Source organism: Nocardioides nitrophenolicus, from assembly GCF_016907515.1.
Taxonomy (GTDB): Bacteria; Actinomycetota; Actinomycetes; order Propionibacteriales; family Nocardioidaceae; genus Nocardioides; species Nocardioides nitrophenolicus.
This window is the reverse complement of the sequence record NZ_JAFBBY010000001.1, coordinates 2,264,401-2,277,793: the sequence shown is the minus strand read 5'-3', so window position 1 is coordinate 2,277,793 and position 13,393 is coordinate 2,264,401. Positions and strand designations below refer to the sequence as shown.

Genomic DNA, 13,393 nt, shown 5'->3' with positions numbered 1-13,393 from the left:
CTCGACCTCCCGCGCATCTCAGCCTCCCGCGCGGGCCCGGCGGACCAGGACGTCGCGCAGCCCGCGGGTGTGGCGCCGGCTCACCGGCAGCTCGGTGCCACCGGACCTGCCGCCCACCACGACCGAGGTGCGGCCGGCGTCGCTGCGCACCTCGGTCACGTGCGCCAGCGCCACCAGCAGGGACCGGTGGATCCGGTGGAACCCGGCCTCCGCCCACTCCTCCTCCAGCGTCGTCAGCGGGACCCGGACCAGGTAGCCGTCGCCCGCGATGGTGTGCAGCCGGGCGTAGTCGCCCTGCGCCTCCACGTGCGTGATGTCGGCGCGATCCACGAACCTCGTGACGCCGCCGCGCTCCACCGCGACCTGGGCGTCCGCCGCGGCCGGGGCCGGGGAGGCGCCGCCGAGCACGCGGCGTACGGCCTCGGCGAGGCGCTCGGGCCGCACCGGCTTGAGCACGTAGTCGACGGCGTGCAGGTCGAAGGCATCGACCGCATGCTGCTCGTGGGCGGTCACGAACACCACCGGCGGCGGCTGCTTGAACCGGCCGAGCACCTCCGCCAGCTCCAGGCCGGTCAGGCCCGGCATCTGGATGTCGAGGAAGACGCAGTCGACCTCGCGCTCGCGCAGGATCCGCAGCCCGTCGGTGGCCGACTGGCAGGCGATCACCTCGCCCACCCGGTCGTCGGCGTCGAGCAGGTAGCTCAGCTCGTCGAGCGCGGGTCGCTCGTCGTCGACGACGAGCACGCGCAGGCCGCCGCCCGGCGCGCTCATGCGCTCACGCCCGGCGCGAACTTCGGCACCCGCACGATCACCTTGGTCCCGGCCCCCGGAGCGGTCTCCACGACCAGACCGTAGTCGTCACCGAAGCTCGCGCGCAGCCGGGCGTCCACGTTCCCTAGGCCCACGGAGTCGAGCTCGCTGTCGCCGGCCAGCGCCCGGCGTACCCGCTCCGGGTCCTCGCCGACCCCGTTGTCCTCGACCTCCAGCACCGCCTCGTGTCCCCGGTCGTGGGCGAGGATCGTGAGATGCCCGGTCTGGTCGGCGCCCTCGAGGCCGTGGCGCACGGCGTTCTCGACGAGCGGCTGGATGCACAGGAACGGGACGACGACCGGCAGCACCTCCGGCGCGATGTTGAGTGTCACCTGGAGCCGGTCCCCGAAGCGTGCCTGCTCGAGGAGGAGGTAGCGCTCGATCGAGCGCAGCTCCTCGGCCAGCGTGGTGTAGTCGCCGTGGCGACGGAAGGAGTACCGGGTGAAGTCCGCGAACTCCAGCAGCAGCTCGCGCGCCCGGTCCGGGTCGGTGCGCACGAAGCTCGCGATCGCGTTGAGCGAGTTGTAGACGAAGTGCGGACTGATCTGGGCCCGCAGCGCGCGCACCTCGGCCTCGATCATCCGGTTGCGGTGGGCGTCGAGCTCGGCCAGCTCCAGCTGCCCCGACACCCACTCCGCCACCTCCTCGGTCGCCCGCACCAGGCCCGCCGTCGGCGTCGGCGCGAACGCCTGCACCGTGCCCAGCACCCGACCCTCGACCACGAGCGGACTCACCACCCCGGTCCGCACCGGGCAGCCGCCCACCGAGCAGCCGAGCTGGTCGCGGTCGACCGTGCGGGTGCTGCCCTTCTCGATCGCCAGCAGCCCCTCGACCGCCGCCTGGTCGAGGTGGTGGTCGCCCACCCCGTCCCAGGCCAGCACCGCCTCGGTGTCGGTGATCGCCAGCGCCGGTGTCCCCAGCAGCGCGCGCAGATGTCGGATCGCCCGCTCCGCACTGGCGCTGGTCAGCCCCTCGCGGAGCGCCGGCGCCGCCAGCGACGCCTGGTGCAGGGCCCGGAACGCGGCCCGGTCCGCATCCGTCCCCAGGTGGTCCCGGCGCCACCACCGCCCGCCTCGCATCCGCCCATGGTGCCGCACCCGGCGCCGTGATGGGCGTCGACCGGCGTCAGCGGAAGTCGATGAGCAGCATGCCCGAGTCGTCGTCGGCCGGCGGCTCGACCGCGGGCGCCAGCGCCACCGGCACGGTGTCCTCGCCGACCACGTCGCGGTCAGGCGCCTCCTCGGCGGCGGGCTCCCCGGCCGTCGTCGCGCTCGGCGTGGGGGTGGGCTCCTGCCGGATCGTCTTCGGCTGGATCCCGACCACCGCCCGGAAGCACTCGGTCACCCAGGGCAGCTGCATGCCGTCCATGCCGCGACCGAAGTCGTCGTAGAACGCCAGCACCTCCTGGACCTTCGCGTCCTGCCCCGCCCGGTCGAGACCGGCGACGTCGGGCAGCGAGCGCGCGAGGTCCTGGACCGACGCTCGGTCGATCACCTGCCAGTGCTTGAAGAACGACTCCTCCGCCGGCCCGAAGTACGGCGAGGAGTCGATCGCCTCGCCGATGCCCTCGCCAGTGGCGTGGTGTCCGATCAGGTTGCCCAGCCGCTTGACCCAGGGGATCCGCTCGTCGCGCATGTTGCGCACCACCGCGAACGTCCCGCCCCGCTTGAGGACGCGCGCGATCTCCGGCAGCGCCCGGTCGCTGTCGAACCACGCGTCGGCGTCGGCCGCGATCACCAGGTCGTACGTCGCGTCCGCCGCAGGGATCTCCTCGGCCGCCGTCTGCGAGACGCGCAGCTCCGGCAGCCGGGTCCCGAGCCGGTCCAGCATCCGCGGGTCCGGGTCGGTCGCGTGCACGTCGTGTCCGAGGGCGACCAGGTGCTCGGTCAGCTTGCCGGTCCCGGCCCCCAGCTCGAGGATCGCCAGCGGCTCCTCGCCCGCGACCCACGCCACGGCCTCGCGCGGGTAGCCGGGGCGTCCGCGGTCGTAGGCCTCGGCCACGCTGCCGAAGCAGAGGCCGGGTGCGTCGGGAGTGGAGTCGGTAGCCATCGGGGCGAGCGTACGGCGGGAGCGGCTCCGGATCGCGGAGGCACGCGGGCCTCAGACGGCGCTGAGGATGTCAGTGTGCGTGAAGTCCTCCCCCTTGTAGAGCAGTGGTTCGCCCGAGGTCGCAGACAGGGCGTAGGCGAAGCAGTCGCCGAAGTTGAGCCGGGCGCGAGAGCCCGAGCCCCTGCCATAGCGGCGGAACGCTATCCGAGCGGCGCGGGCGTGCGCCTCGGTGACCGGCTCGATCGTCAGGCCCGTGACGTCGATGAGTCGATCGAGCCGATCTCCGGCGCGGACCCGGGAGCTGTCCGCGACCATGGCGGCTTCGAACCAGTTGGCGGCTGAGATCTTGCTGGGCTCGCTGAGGAGGAGCTCGGCGAACTGCTCGCGTTCTGGCTCGTCGCGAAGGATCGCTATCAATGCCGAGCTGTCGATGATCATCAGACGGGCAGCCCGGTCTCGGTGTCGTACAGATCCTCGACCTCGCGAATGCGATCCTCACCGTCGAGCACGGGTAGGTCCTGCCACTCCAGCGCGATCTGAGTGACCGCATCCATCCGCCGCTTCCGGTCGGCCTCGACCGGATCGAGGCCGTACTCCGCCAACAGCTTCACCAGCGCCTCCTCGATCACGCTCGTCTGACTCTTCCCGGTGATCCGGGCAGCCTCCCGCGCCAGCGCGTGCACCCGCTCGTTCTTGATGTTCAGGCTCATGCCGGACCTCCTGACCGCACTCTACCCTTACACCCCCGACACTTTCTACCTTTCTACCCTTCTACGCTTCCTCCGTGACCACCGACCCGCACGCCTGGCTGATCTCCCTCGAGGGCGTCCCGTCCGGCTTCGCCGGCGCCCGCGACGGCATCGACGTGGTGCTCCGCGACCGCGGCCTGCGGCGGACCAGCCCGGAGCTGACCGCCGAGTCGCTGCTGCGCGGCGCCCACGCCAGCGCCGTCCTCGAGGGCTCGGCGTCGACGCTCGCCGAGGTCCGGGCCGGCGACGGCGACGAGATCGCGGCCGACGCCGTACGCCTGGCGACCGAGCTGCTCTCCCTGGTGCCCGTCGTCCGTCGTCAGCCGATCCAGGCCCTCGCGCGGATGCACACCCTCGCGGCCCGCGGCGTGCTGCCCGACGAGCTGCTCGGCCGGCCCCGCGACGGCGAGGCGGCGTCCCGGCTGCGCGGCATCGCCGAGCTGATCACGGCGCCGACCGAGGCCCCGGCCCTCGCGGTCGCGGCCGTCGTGCATGCCGAGCTGGTCACCGCCGCGCCGTTCGGCTCCCACAACGGGATCGTGGCGCGCGCGACCGAGCGGCTGGTCGCGGCCGCCCGCGGCGTCGACGAGAAGTCGCTCGTCGTACCGGAGGCCGCGCACCTCGCCCTGCGCGCGGAGTACGAGTCCAACCTCCGCGGCTGGGCCAGTGGCGGCCGGGCCGGCATGCACTCCTGGCTGCTGTACGCCGTCGAGGCCTGGTCGGCCGCCGCGGAGGCGAGCCCGCTGGTGCGCGACATCGAGTAGGTCGAGTAGGTCGAGCGGGTCGAGAAGGTCGGCAAATGCAGGTGGCACCCGAGCCATCGAGTGTCTCGGGTGCCACCGCTGACACGTGATCATGGCTACCAGGCGTGCACCATCAACAACTGCTCCGGAAGTCTTCCGGACGCAAGCGCCCAATTCAGAAGGGTAGATCGCCGCGTGGGTACCGGGACCACGTGTTGCTCTTGAGTTCTTGATGTCCTTTGTACGCCGCTGTCCGGCGACCTTCAAGGGTTGTCTTTTCGGTGCCGACGGGGAACGCTGGCCGGTTGGGGGCAGACGTCTCGGGCCGCTGGTCAGGCGCTGAGCGAGCGCCGTCGGGCGCCGAGCCAGACCGCGGCGCCGACCGCGACGACACCGCCCACGGCGAGGGCGGCGAGGGTCGGCTTCGGCGGCGGCAGGTGCAGGCGCGACTGCAGCGCGACCGGCCGGGTGAACACCAGCACCGGCCAGCCCTTCGCGGCCGCGATCTTGCGCAGCTCCTTGTCGGGGTTGACCGCGTGCGGATGTCCGACCACCTCGAGCATGGGTACGTCGGTCACCGAGTCGGAGTAGCCGTAGCTGTTCGCCAGGTCGTACCCGACGCTCTCTGCCAGCTCGAGGATCGCGTTCGCCTTCTCCTCCGCGTAGGCGTAGTACTCGATCTCCCCGGTGTAGTGGCCGTCCTCGACCTTGAGCCGGGTGGCGACCACCCGGTCGGCGCCGAGCAGCGCGCCGATCGGCTCGACCACCTCGCTGCCCGACGTCGAGACGATGACGACGTCGCGGCCCGCGGCGTGGTGCTCGTCGATGAGGCGGACCGCCTCGTCGTACACGAGGGGGTCGACGATGTTGTGCAGCGTGTCGGCGACGATCTCGCGGACCGTCGCGACATCCCACCCGGCGGTGAGCTGCGACATGAACTGCCGCATCTTCTCGACCTGGTCGTGGTCCGCACCGCCGACCATGAAGACGAACTGGGCGTACGCCGAGCGCAGCACCGCGCGCCGGGAGATCAGACCGCCGGCCTGGAAGGGCTTGCTGAAGGCCAGCACGCTCGACTTGGCGATGATCGTCTTGTCGAGGTCGAAGAACGCGGCGGTGGGCGGCGTACCCGCGAAGGCCATGGCTCCAGTCTAGGGATCCCATGGGCCCCACCCGTCTCCCGCGCCGCCCTCGCTCGTCCACAGCCCGCCCCCGTGGTGCCTTCGTCCCCAGGCCGTCGCGGTCCTCGCATGGTCGGGACGGGGCCTGGCGAGAACCTGGTCATGACCCACAACCGACCCAGTCCGACCCCGCACGCCCGTCCCGCGGACGTGCCTCCCCTGGTGGTGACCGCCGATGACGACCTGCTGGCCGAGCTGCTGCCGCTCGCCGCCGCGGCCGACGTGGCCCCGACGATCGCGCGCGACCCGCTGACCGCCCTGGTCTCGTGGAGCCACGCGCCGGTCGTCCTCGTCGGCGCCGACCTCGCGGCCGCGATGGTCCAGGTCGCCCCCGAGCCCCGTCCGCGCAGCTATGTCGTCAGCGGTCCCCGTCCGCCCGACCAGCTGTTCCGCACCACGCTCGACCTCGGCGCCGAGAACGTCCTCGAGGTGCCCGCCTGCGCCGGCTGGCTGGTGGAGCTGCTCGCCGACCTCACCGAACGCCAGCCCGACCGCGCCCGGGTGATCGGGGTGATCGGCGGCACGGGCGGCGCGGGCGCGACCACCTTCGCCTGCGCCCTCGGCCAGTGGGCCGCCCGCTCCGGCGACGCCGTCGTCGTCGACTGCGACTCGCAGGGGCCCGGTCTCGATCGGATGCTCGGCCTCGAGCGGTGCGAGGGCTTCCGCTGGGACGCGCTGTGCCAGACCACCGGCCGGCTCTCCGCGCGCTCGCTGCGCGAGGCCCTGCCGCGGCGGGGGAGTCTGGGCGTGCTGTCGTGGTACGTCGGCGGGCGGCCCCAGAGCCTGCAGGCGTTCGCGGTGCGCGAGGCGCTGTCGGCCGCCCGTCGCGGGCACCAGGTCGTCGTCGTCGACCTGCCCCGCTCGCCCGACCCGTTGATCGACGAGGTCGCCGCCCGCTGCGACGAGCTGCTCGTGGTGACCCTCGGCAGCGTCGTCGGAGTGGCCGGCGCCGCTCGGATGCGCGCCCGGTTCCTCGACCACGCCGCCCCCGGCGTCGTGCTGCGCGGCGAGTCCTTCGCCGCGGCGGAGGTCGCGCGGGCGGTGGGGCTGCCGGTGCGCGTCCAGATGCGCGACCAGCGTGCGCTCGCGGAGTCGGTGGACCTCGGCTTCGGGCCGCTGCGCTCGCTGCGCGGTCCGCTGGCGCGGGCTGCGGCGCAGGTCCTCGACACGCCCGCCGTCGGGATCGCGGCGTGATCGGCGATCCCGACGTCTCCGGCCTGGTGGAGGACGTGCGTGCCCGTCTGGCCCGCACGCCGGGCGAGCTCGGCCCGCACCGGGTCGCCGACGCGCTGCGCGCCGCTGGTCGTCCGGTCGGCGACGCGACGGTGCTCGCGGTCTACGAGGCGTTGCGTCGCGACGTGATCGGCGCGGGTCCGCTGGAGCCGCTGCTCGGGCTGCCGGGCGTCACCGACGTCCTGGTCAATGGTCCCGGGCCGGTGCGGATCGACCGGGGCCACGGCGTGGAGGCGACCGAGGTCGTCCTGGCCAGCGAGGAGTCCTGCCGTCGCCTGGCGCAGCGACTGGTGGCCGGCGGTGGCCGACGGCTCGACGACGCCGCTCCCTGGGCCGACGTCCGGCTGCCCGACGGCACCCGCTGTCACGCGCTGCTCGCTCCGCTCGCCCAGCCCGGCACCGCCATCTCGCTGCGGATCCCGCGCCGCGGCGGCTTCGGCCTGGCCGAGCTGCACGCCGCCGGCATGCTCAGCGACGCCGGAGTCGAGCTGGTCCGGCGGGTGGTCGACGCCCGGCTCTCGTTCCTCGTGACCGGGGGCACCGGCAGCGGCAAGACCACGCTGCTGGCCGCGCTCCTCGGCGCCGTCGATCCGGGCGAGCGGATCGTGGTCGTCGAGGACGCCGCCGAGCTGCGCCCGGACCATCCCCAGCTGGTCGGCCTCGAGGCGCGCCCGGCCAACCTGGAGGGCGCCGGCGCGGTCGCGCTGCGCGACCTGGTCCGCCAGGCGCTGCGGATGCGTCCTGACCGTCTCGTCGTCGGCGAGGTCCGCGACGCCGCCGTGGTCGATCTCCTCGCCGCGATGAACACGGGCCACGAGGGCGGGTGCGGCACCCTCCACGCCAACTCCGCCGCCGACGTCCCTGCCCGCATCGAGGCGCTCGCCCTCGGCGCCGGCCTGCCTCGTGAGGCTGCCCACAGCCAGCTGGTCGCCGGCCTCGACGTCGTCCTTCACCTCCGCCGTGACCGAGGCTCCGGCCGCCGCCGGCTCGGCGAGCTCGGGGTGGTCGTCGGAGCGGCGGGCGGTCTCGCCCGGACCGAGGTCGCGGTCGCCTTCGACACCGCCGGCGCACCCAGCGCCGGCCCGGGCTCCGGCCGGCTCCGCGACCTGCTCGACGGGAGCCGGTGATGGCCGCACTCCTGGTCGCGGCGCTCGCCGCCGGCGCCCTGCTCCTGCTGACGCCGGGCCCACCTCGGCTCCGCGCCACCTCGGCGGCCCCACGGGGTCACGGACCCGTGCTCCTCACGGCGGGCGCCGCCGCGACGGTGAGCGTGCTGGCCCACGGCTCCACCGCCGGGCTGGTCCTGCCGCTGCTCGGTCTCGCGCTCACCGTCGCGGTCGTGCGCGCGGTCTCCGCTCGACGTCGCGACCGGGCCGCGACCGACGTACGGCATCGGGTGGTCGACCTCTGCGACGCGCTCCGTTCCGAGCTCGCCGCGGGCCAGACCCCGGCCGCCGCCCTCGACCGGGCCGCTGTCGAGTGGCCGCTCGTCGCCCCCGCCGCCCGCGCGGCCCGGGCCGGTGGCGATGTCGTGGCCTCGTTCCGCTCCCTCGCCGCGGCGCCGGGTGGCGATGCGCTCCGGGTGGTGGCCGGCGCCTGGCAGGTCGCGCACCGCACCGGTCACGGGCTCGCCGACACGCTCGCCCGGGTCGCCGCCGACCTCCGGGCGGGGGAGCGCACCCGTCGGATCGTCGGAGGCGAGCTGGCCTCGGCGCGCGCGACCGCCCGGCTGCTCGCCGCCCTGCCCGGACTCGCCCTGGTGCTCGGGTCGGGGGCGGGCGCGGACCCGCTGCGCTTCCTGCTCGGGCAGCCCCGCGGCCTGGCCTGCCTCGTCGGCGGACTGGCCGCCGGGTACGCCGGCCTGGTCTGGATCGAGGCCATCGCCCGCGACATCGAACGCCATGGGTGAGGCGGCGCTGGTCGGTCTGCTCGCCGGTCTCGGCGCGCTCCTCGGCCTGCTGCCCCGTCCGACCGCTGCCATGGTCGTCCCCGATGCGACGCGCGTCCTCGCGAACCCGTCTCCTCACCCGGGCGCCGGCGACGGGCTCCTCCGTCGTGCCCGGCTGCTCTGGGCGCTGCTCGCCGGCTCCGGCGCGGCCGCGCTGCTCGGTGGGCCGCTCGCGCTCCCCGCCGGAGTCGTGGTCGGGGCTGCGGTCGCCGCCGCGGCGGCTCGGACGGAGCCGAAGGCGGTGCGGCTGCGCCGCGAGCAGGTACGCCGCGACCTGCCCCACGTCGTCACCCTCCTCGCCGCGGCCCTCCGCTCGGGCGCGGCTCCCGCCGACGCGATCGAGCTGGTCTGCCGCGCGCTCCCCGGTCCGGCCGCCGAGCGCCTCGCCGACGTCTCCGCCCGGCTGCGCCTCGGCGGTGACGCCGCCGCGACCTGGACCCGCCTCGCCGACGATCCGGACCTCGCTCCACTGGGCCGCGCACTCGGCCGAGCCCACCGCACCGGCGCGCCCGTGGTCGGCGCCGTCGAGGCGCTCGCCGACGAGCTCGGGGCTCGCGCCCGGGCCGAGGTCGAGGACCGGGCCCGAGCCGTGGGGGTCCGGGCCGCCGTCCCCCTGGGCGTCTGCCTGCTCCCCTCCTTCCTCCTCCTCGGCATCGTCCCGCTCGCCGTCTCGCTCGCCACCACCATCGCGCCTTGAGTCACCCCACAAGCCACATCTGCACCACCCCCAGCCACTCGTCCTCCCCAACCACCCCCTCTCCCGCTCCCTCTCCACAGCCCCGTCTCGCCCCACCCCGCCCTCTCCACCCCCATCCCCCAATCTCGTCCCACAGCCGCGATCCCGCGGCCCTTCACGAACGGAGAGACCCTTGTCCCTGCCCACCCCTCGCCCCTCCGAACGCGGCGTCACGACCGCCGAGTACGCCGTCGCCACCGCAGCCGCGGCCGGATTCGCCGGCCTGCTCTTCAAGCTGCTCACCGGTGGCTTCGGCGACAAGCTGATCAAGACGCTCTTCGACCATGTGCTCAAGCTGCTCGGGCTCGGCTGACCCCCGCTCCCGGGAGCGCCGGACGGCGGTGCGCCGCCGTCTTGCCGGGCGCCGCGTCCGCGCCGGGCTCCGTGGCCGGAGCGGTGGCCAGCGTGGCGCGGTGACGGCCGAGCTGGCCCTGGCCCTGCCCGTGCTGCTGGCCGTCACCGCGGGCCTGGCCTGGCTGCTCGCGGTCGCGGTCGGCCAGATCCGCACCCTCGACGCCGCCCGCGAGACCGCCCGTGCCCTCGCGCGCGGCGACGACGCAGCAGCCGCGCTCGCCCTCGGCGAACAGGTCGCGCCACCCGGCACCCGGCTGTCCATCTCCCGCTCCGGGGATCGCGTCGTGGTCCGCGCCCGGGGGCGGATCCGCGGACCTGGCGGGCTGTTCGGCGCGATCCCGGGCGCCACACTGCGCGCCGACGCCGTCGCGCTCACCGAGCCCGGCGCCGACGGGCCACGGGAAGCGGACCGATGAGCCAGCGGGGTGCCGCCACCGTCCTCACCGTCGCCATGGCCGGCGTACTGCTCCTCACCGGTGCCGCCGCCGGCGTCGTCGGTGCACTCGTCGTCGCCCATCGCCGCGCCCAGGCCGCCGCTGACCTGGCCGCCCTCGCCTCCGCCACCAGCCTCGCCACTGGTGGCGCGACCGCCGCCTCACCGGGTCCCTGCGCGGCCGCCGTCGACATCGCCCGCGCCAACGGCGCTCGACTCGTCTCCTGCTGGGTCGACGACCTCGACGTCACCGTCGAAGTCCGCGTCCCCGGACCTCGCTGGCTCGGTCAGACCCACGACCTGTCCGCCACGGCCCGCGCCGGCCCCGCCACCGCCCGCGGCCCGTGACTCGACGGCCGCCCGCGGCGCTCGTCAGCCCTCGTCGTCCGCCAGCTCGTTCCGCCGGCGGTCCAGCTCCACCTGGTCCAGCTTCTCGGACAGCTCGGAGAGCCGCTTCTGCTCCTTGCGGCGCTTCCAGCCCTGCTTCGCGCCGGCCTTCATCATCCACAGGCCGAGCACGACCAGCAGCGTGGAGACGGCGCCCCACAGCACGAGCGTCCCGGGCGCGACGTCCCAGTTGAGGATCTCGGCGGACCGGTGCTTGTAGTCGATGCTGGCGCCGAAGAAGCTGAGCACCAGCCCGATCACACCGACGACCAGGACGACCAGTCCGAGGAGCAGCATGTCGGCAGGCTACTCGGACTCGACCCGAATCGCGCCGACCCCGTGCCCACCCCGGCCCAGCCGACTCCGTGGGGCGGCTAGGAGATCGGCGCCTCCCGCAGCAGTGCGTCCAGCAGTACGACGGCGCCGGCCTTGTCGAGCGGGTCGTTGCCGTTGCCGCACTTCGGCGACTGGATGCACGACGGGCACCCGGTCGCGCATTCGCAGGCCGCGATCGTGGCCCGGGTGGCGCGCAGCCAGGCGGCGGCGGTGAGGTAGCCGCGCTCGGCGAAGCCCGCGCCGCCGGGGTGGCCGTCGTGGACGAAGACGGTGAGGACGCCGGTGTCGGGGTGGCGGGCGGTCGAGACGCCGCCGATGTCCCAGCGGTCGCAGGTCGCGAACAGTGGAAGGAGGCCGATGGAGCAGTGCTCCGCGGCGTGGGCGGCGCCGGGCAGGTCGGCGGGGGTGAGCCCGGAGCCGCTGAGCAGCTCGGCGACGACGGAGTCCGGCACGGTCCACCAGACCGCGGCGGTCGACAGGGTGCGGGCGGGGAGGTCGAGCGGCTTCTCGTCGATCACCTCGCCGGTGCGGGTCCGCCGACGCAGGTAGGACGTGACCCGGCTGGTCACCTCGACGGTGCCGAACGTGACCCGGCAGGGCCCCCAGTCGACGTGCTCGCGCTCCTCGACGATCTCGATGTCGGTGACGTCGCGAGCGGTGGTGGTGTGGTCGACGTCGGCGCGGCGCAGGGTGGCGACGTGCTCGTCGAGGTCGAGTGACTCGACGAGCCAGGTCTCGCCGCGGTGGAGGTAGACGGCGCCCTGGTGGGCGGTGCTGTGGGCGCGGCCGCCGTCGACGGTGCCGACCACGCGGCCGGTGTCGGCCTCGACGAGCTGCACCTGGGCGCCGCCGGCGGAGCGGATGTCGGCGAGGTCGGCGGCCCGGGCCCGGTCGGTCCAGTACCAGCCGGCCGCGCGGCGGCGCAGCAGTCCGCGCTCGACGAGCGAGCCGAGGACCTCGCGCATCCGGGGGCCGAACAGCGGCGCGTCGGCCACCGTGACGGGCAGCTCCTGCGCGGCCGCGCACAGGTGGGGTCCGAGGACGTAGGGGTTGTCGGTGTCGAAGACGGTGCCCTCGACCGGTCGGCCGAGCAGTGCCTCGGGGTGGTGGACGAGATAGGTGTCGAGCGGGTCGTCGCGGGCCACGAACAGCCCGAGCGCGCCGCCGCCGTCGCGCCCGGCTCGACCGACCTGCTGCCAGAAGGCCGCGCGGGTACCGGGATATCCGGTGACCACGACGGCGTCGAGCCCGCTGATGTCGATGCCGAGCTCGAGCGCATTGGTGGCGGCCATGCCGAGAAGCCGCCCGCTGCGCAGGGCCCGCTCGAGCGCGCGGCGCTCTTCGGGCAGGTAGCCACCGCGGTACGAGTCGACCCGGCCGGCCAGCGACGGGTCGACCTCCTCGACCAGCTCGCCGGCGCGCCGGGCCACGGTCTCGACGCCGTGGCGGGAGCGCACGAAGGCGAGGGTGCGGACGTCGTCGACCACCAGGTCGGCGAGCAGGTCGGCGGTCTCGGCGGTGGCGGGGCGGCGGACCGGTGCGCCGTTCTCCCCTTGGTACGACGTCAGCGGCGGCTCCCACAGCCCGAGCGCGAGCGCGCCACGGGGCGAGCCGTCCTCGGTCACCGCGACCACGTCGAGCCCGGTCATCCGGCGGGCGGTGAGATCGGGGTCCGCGACCGTGGCGGACGCCAGCACGAAGGTCGGCGAGGCTCCGTGGAACGCGCAGATCCGCCGCAGCCGACGCACGATCTGGGCGACGTGGGCCCCGAACACGCCGCGGTAGTGGTGGCACTCGTCGATCACCACATAGCGCAGCGACCGGAAGAACGAGGTCCAGCGCTCGTGGCCGGGCAGCAGGGAGCGGTGCAGCATGTCGGGGTTGGAGAGGACGTACTCGGCGTGGTCGCGGGTCCACTCCCGCTCCTCGGGAGTGGAGTCGCCGTCGTGCGTCGCCACCCGTACGTCGACCCCCAGGTCGCGGATCGCCGCCCACTGGTCGTGGGCCAGCGCCTTGGTGGGCGCGAGGTAGAGCACCGACGCGCCGCGCTGTCCCCGGGGCCCGCGGGCGGCACGGACGTCGGAGAGGGCGGGCAGGAGGTACGCGAGCGACTTGCCGGATGCCGTGCCGGTCGCGACCACGACGTGCGCACCTCGGTGGGCGGCCTCGGCGGCGGCCACCTGGTGCTGCCAGGGCAGGGCGACGCCGCGCGCGGAGTACGCCGCGACGACGTCCGGATCGGCCCACGCCGGCCAGGCCGCGGTCCGCGCGGACCGCGCGGGAACCTGGGCGCGATGGGTCAGTCGGTCCGCCCGCGAGGGCAGCGCGACCAGCCGGTCGAGCAGTGCCTCGGGGTCGCGTCGCCGGGTCGGCGCGACGTCGAGATCGGGCTGGGCGGTCACCGTTCGATTGTCTCTCGGACCCCCGACACAAA

General features: G+C 74.7%; 16 protein-coding genes. 8 read left to right on the top strand and 8 right to left on the bottom strand.

Translation table 11 applies throughout. The features are described 5' to 3' along the window. Positions 1-18: 18 nt before the first annotated feature. Genes JOD66_RS11200 through JOD66_RS11180 form a run of 5 tightly spaced genes read right to left on the bottom strand, consistent with a single transcriptional unit; the run spans position 19 to position 3,569 of the window. Positions 19-771 (bottom strand): LytR/AlgR family response regulator transcription factor, encoded by a 753-nt coding sequence (locus JOD66_RS11200; RefSeq protein ID WP_204836935.1) that lies wholly within the window; start codon positions 769-771, stop codon positions 19-21. Next, positions 768-1,889, bottom strand: coding sequence for a sensor histidine kinase (locus JOD66_RS11195; protein WP_204836933.1), 1,122 nt, complete (start codon positions 1,887-1,889; stop codon positions 768-770). Before JOD66_RS11195 ends, JOD66_RS11200 begins: the two co-directional genes overlap by 4 nt. Positions 1,890-1,935: 46 nt before the next feature. After that, positions 1,936-2,859, bottom strand: a complete 924-nt coding sequence (locus tag JOD66_RS11190) for a class I SAM-dependent methyltransferase (protein WP_204836932.1) — start codon at positions 2,857-2,859, stop codon at positions 1,936-1,938. 51 nt (positions 2,860-2,910) lie between these two features. Next, positions 2,911-3,297, bottom strand: coding sequence for a type II toxin-antitoxin system VapC family toxin (locus JOD66_RS11185; protein WP_204836930.1), 387 nt, complete (start codon positions 3,295-3,297; stop codon positions 2,911-2,913). Continuing rightward, positions 3,297-3,569: a type II toxin-antitoxin system VapB family antitoxin gene (locus tag JOD66_RS11180; RefSeq protein WP_204836928.1), complete on the bottom strand. Its 273-nt coding sequence runs from the start codon at positions 3,567-3,569 to the stop codon at positions 3,297-3,299. Before JOD66_RS11180 ends, JOD66_RS11185 begins: the two co-directional genes overlap by 1 nt. Before the next feature lie 74 nt (positions 3,570-3,643). Between JOD66_RS11180 and JOD66_RS11175 the strand changes: the two genes are divergently transcribed. Continuing rightward, positions 3,644-4,372 (top strand): oxidoreductase, encoded by a 729-nt coding sequence (locus tag JOD66_RS11175; RefSeq protein WP_204836927.1) that lies wholly within the window; start codon positions 3,644-3,646, stop codon positions 4,370-4,372. A 311-nt stretch (positions 4,373-4,683) separates the two neighbouring features. Here JOD66_RS11175 and JOD66_RS11170 read toward each other — a convergent pair whose 3' ends face one another. Then, positions 4,684-5,493, bottom strand: a complete 810-nt coding sequence (locus tag JOD66_RS11170; protein WP_204836925.1) for an HAD family hydrolase — start codon at positions 5,491-5,493, stop codon at positions 4,684-4,686. A gap of 141 nt (positions 5,494-5,634) precedes the next feature. On the opposite strand from JOD66_RS11170, the gene ssd reads away from it, so the two are divergent. From ssd to JOD66_RS11135, 7 genes are all read left to right on the top strand, one after another. Beyond that, entirely contained in the window at positions 5,635-6,726 is a 1,092-nt protein-coding gene (gene ssd, locus JOD66_RS11165; RefSeq protein ID WP_204836924.1) for a septum site-determining protein Ssd, read from the top strand. Beyond that, entirely contained in the window at positions 6,723-7,892 is a 1,170-nt protein-coding gene (locus JOD66_RS11160; RefSeq protein ID WP_307823437.1) for a TadA family conjugal transfer-associated ATPase, read from the top strand. Before ssd ends, JOD66_RS11160 begins: the two co-directional genes overlap by 4 nt. Beyond that, the gene (locus tag JOD66_RS11155) at positions 7,892-8,674 is read left to right on the top strand and encodes a type II secretion system F family protein (RefSeq protein ID WP_204836922.1); all 783 of its coding nucleotides are present in this window, start codon (positions 7,892-7,894) and stop codon (positions 8,672-8,674) included. The genes JOD66_RS11160 and JOD66_RS11155 overlap by 1 nt, the downstream gene beginning before the upstream one ends. Continuing rightward, on the top strand, positions 8,667-9,410 hold the full coding sequence (locus tag JOD66_RS11150) for a type II secretion system F family protein (RefSeq protein WP_204836917.1): 744 nt from the start codon (positions 8,667-8,669) through the stop codon (positions 9,408-9,410). Before JOD66_RS11155 ends, JOD66_RS11150 begins: the two co-directional genes overlap by 8 nt. Before the next feature lie 172 nt (positions 9,411-9,582). Then, the gene (locus tag JOD66_RS11145; RefSeq protein WP_204836916.1) at positions 9,583-9,762 is read left to right on the top strand and encodes a DUF4244 domain-containing protein; all 180 of its coding nucleotides are present in this window, start codon (positions 9,583-9,585) and stop codon (positions 9,760-9,762) included. A gap of 100 nt (positions 9,763-9,862) precedes the next feature. Next, complete coding sequence (locus JOD66_RS11140; RefSeq protein WP_204836915.1) at positions 9,863-10,219, top strand: TadE family type IV pilus minor pilin; 357 nt, start codon at positions 9,863-9,865, stop codon at positions 10,217-10,219. Further along, the gene (locus JOD66_RS11135) at positions 10,216-10,584 is read left to right on the top strand and encodes an Rv3654c family TadE-like protein (protein ID WP_204836914.1); all 369 of its coding nucleotides are present in this window, start codon (positions 10,216-10,218) and stop codon (positions 10,582-10,584) included. The genes JOD66_RS11140 and JOD66_RS11135 overlap by 4 nt, the downstream gene beginning before the upstream one ends. Positions 10,585-10,608: 24 nt before the next feature. Here JOD66_RS11135 and JOD66_RS11130 read toward each other — a convergent pair whose 3' ends face one another. Both JOD66_RS11130 and sftH read right to left on the bottom strand, forming a co-directional pair. After that, a complete protein-coding gene (locus JOD66_RS11130) occupies positions 10,609-10,920 on the bottom strand; it encodes a hypothetical protein (RefSeq protein ID WP_204836913.1) in 312 nt (103 codons plus the stop codon). A 77-nt stretch (positions 10,921-10,997) separates the two neighbouring features. Then, a complete protein-coding gene (sftH, locus tag JOD66_RS11125; RefSeq protein WP_307823436.1) occupies positions 10,998-13,361 on the bottom strand; it encodes a DEAD/DEAH box helicase in 2,364 nt (787 codons plus the stop codon). Positions 13,362-13,393: the final 32 nt, after the last annotated feature.

Coding starts and splice junctions, on each gene's coding strand:
- JOD66_RS11200 (WP_204836935.1), bottom strand. CDS start 771: ATGAGCGCGCCGGGCGGCGGCCTGCGCGTGCTCGTCGTCGACGACGAG.
- JOD66_RS11195 (WP_204836933.1), bottom strand. CDS start 1,889: ATGCGAGGCGGGCGGTGGTGGCGCCGGGACCACCTGGGGACGGATGCG.
- JOD66_RS11190 (WP_204836932.1), bottom strand. CDS start 2,859: ATGGCTACCGACTCCACTCCCGACGCACCCGGCCTCTGCTTCGGCAGC.
- JOD66_RS11185 (WP_204836930.1), bottom strand. CDS start 3,297: ATGATCATCGACAGCTCGGCATTGATAGCGATCCTTCGCGACGAGCCA.
- JOD66_RS11180 (WP_204836928.1), bottom strand. CDS start 3,569: ATGAGCCTGAACATCAAGAACGAGCGGGTGCACGCGCTGGCGCGGGAG.
- JOD66_RS11170 (WP_204836925.1), bottom strand. CDS start 5,493: ATGGCCTTCGCGGGTACGCCGCCCACCGCCGCGTTCTTCGACCTCGAC.
- ssd (WP_204836924.1), top strand. CDS start 5,635: ATGACCCACAACCGACCCAGTCCGACCCCGCACGCCCGTCCCGCGGAC.
- JOD66_RS11155 (WP_204836922.1), top strand. CDS start 7,892: ATGGCCGCACTCCTGGTCGCGGCGCTCGCCGCCGGCGCCCTGCTCCTG.
- JOD66_RS11150 (WP_204836917.1), top strand. CDS start 8,667: ATGGGTGAGGCGGCGCTGGTCGGTCTGCTCGCCGGTCTCGGCGCGCTC.
- JOD66_RS11135 (WP_204836914.1), top strand. CDS start 10,216: ATGAGCCAGCGGGGTGCCGCCACCGTCCTCACCGTCGCCATGGCCGGC.
- JOD66_RS11130 (WP_204836913.1), bottom strand. CDS start 10,920: ATGCTGCTCCTCGGACTGGTCGTCCTGGTCGTCGGTGTGATCGGGCTG.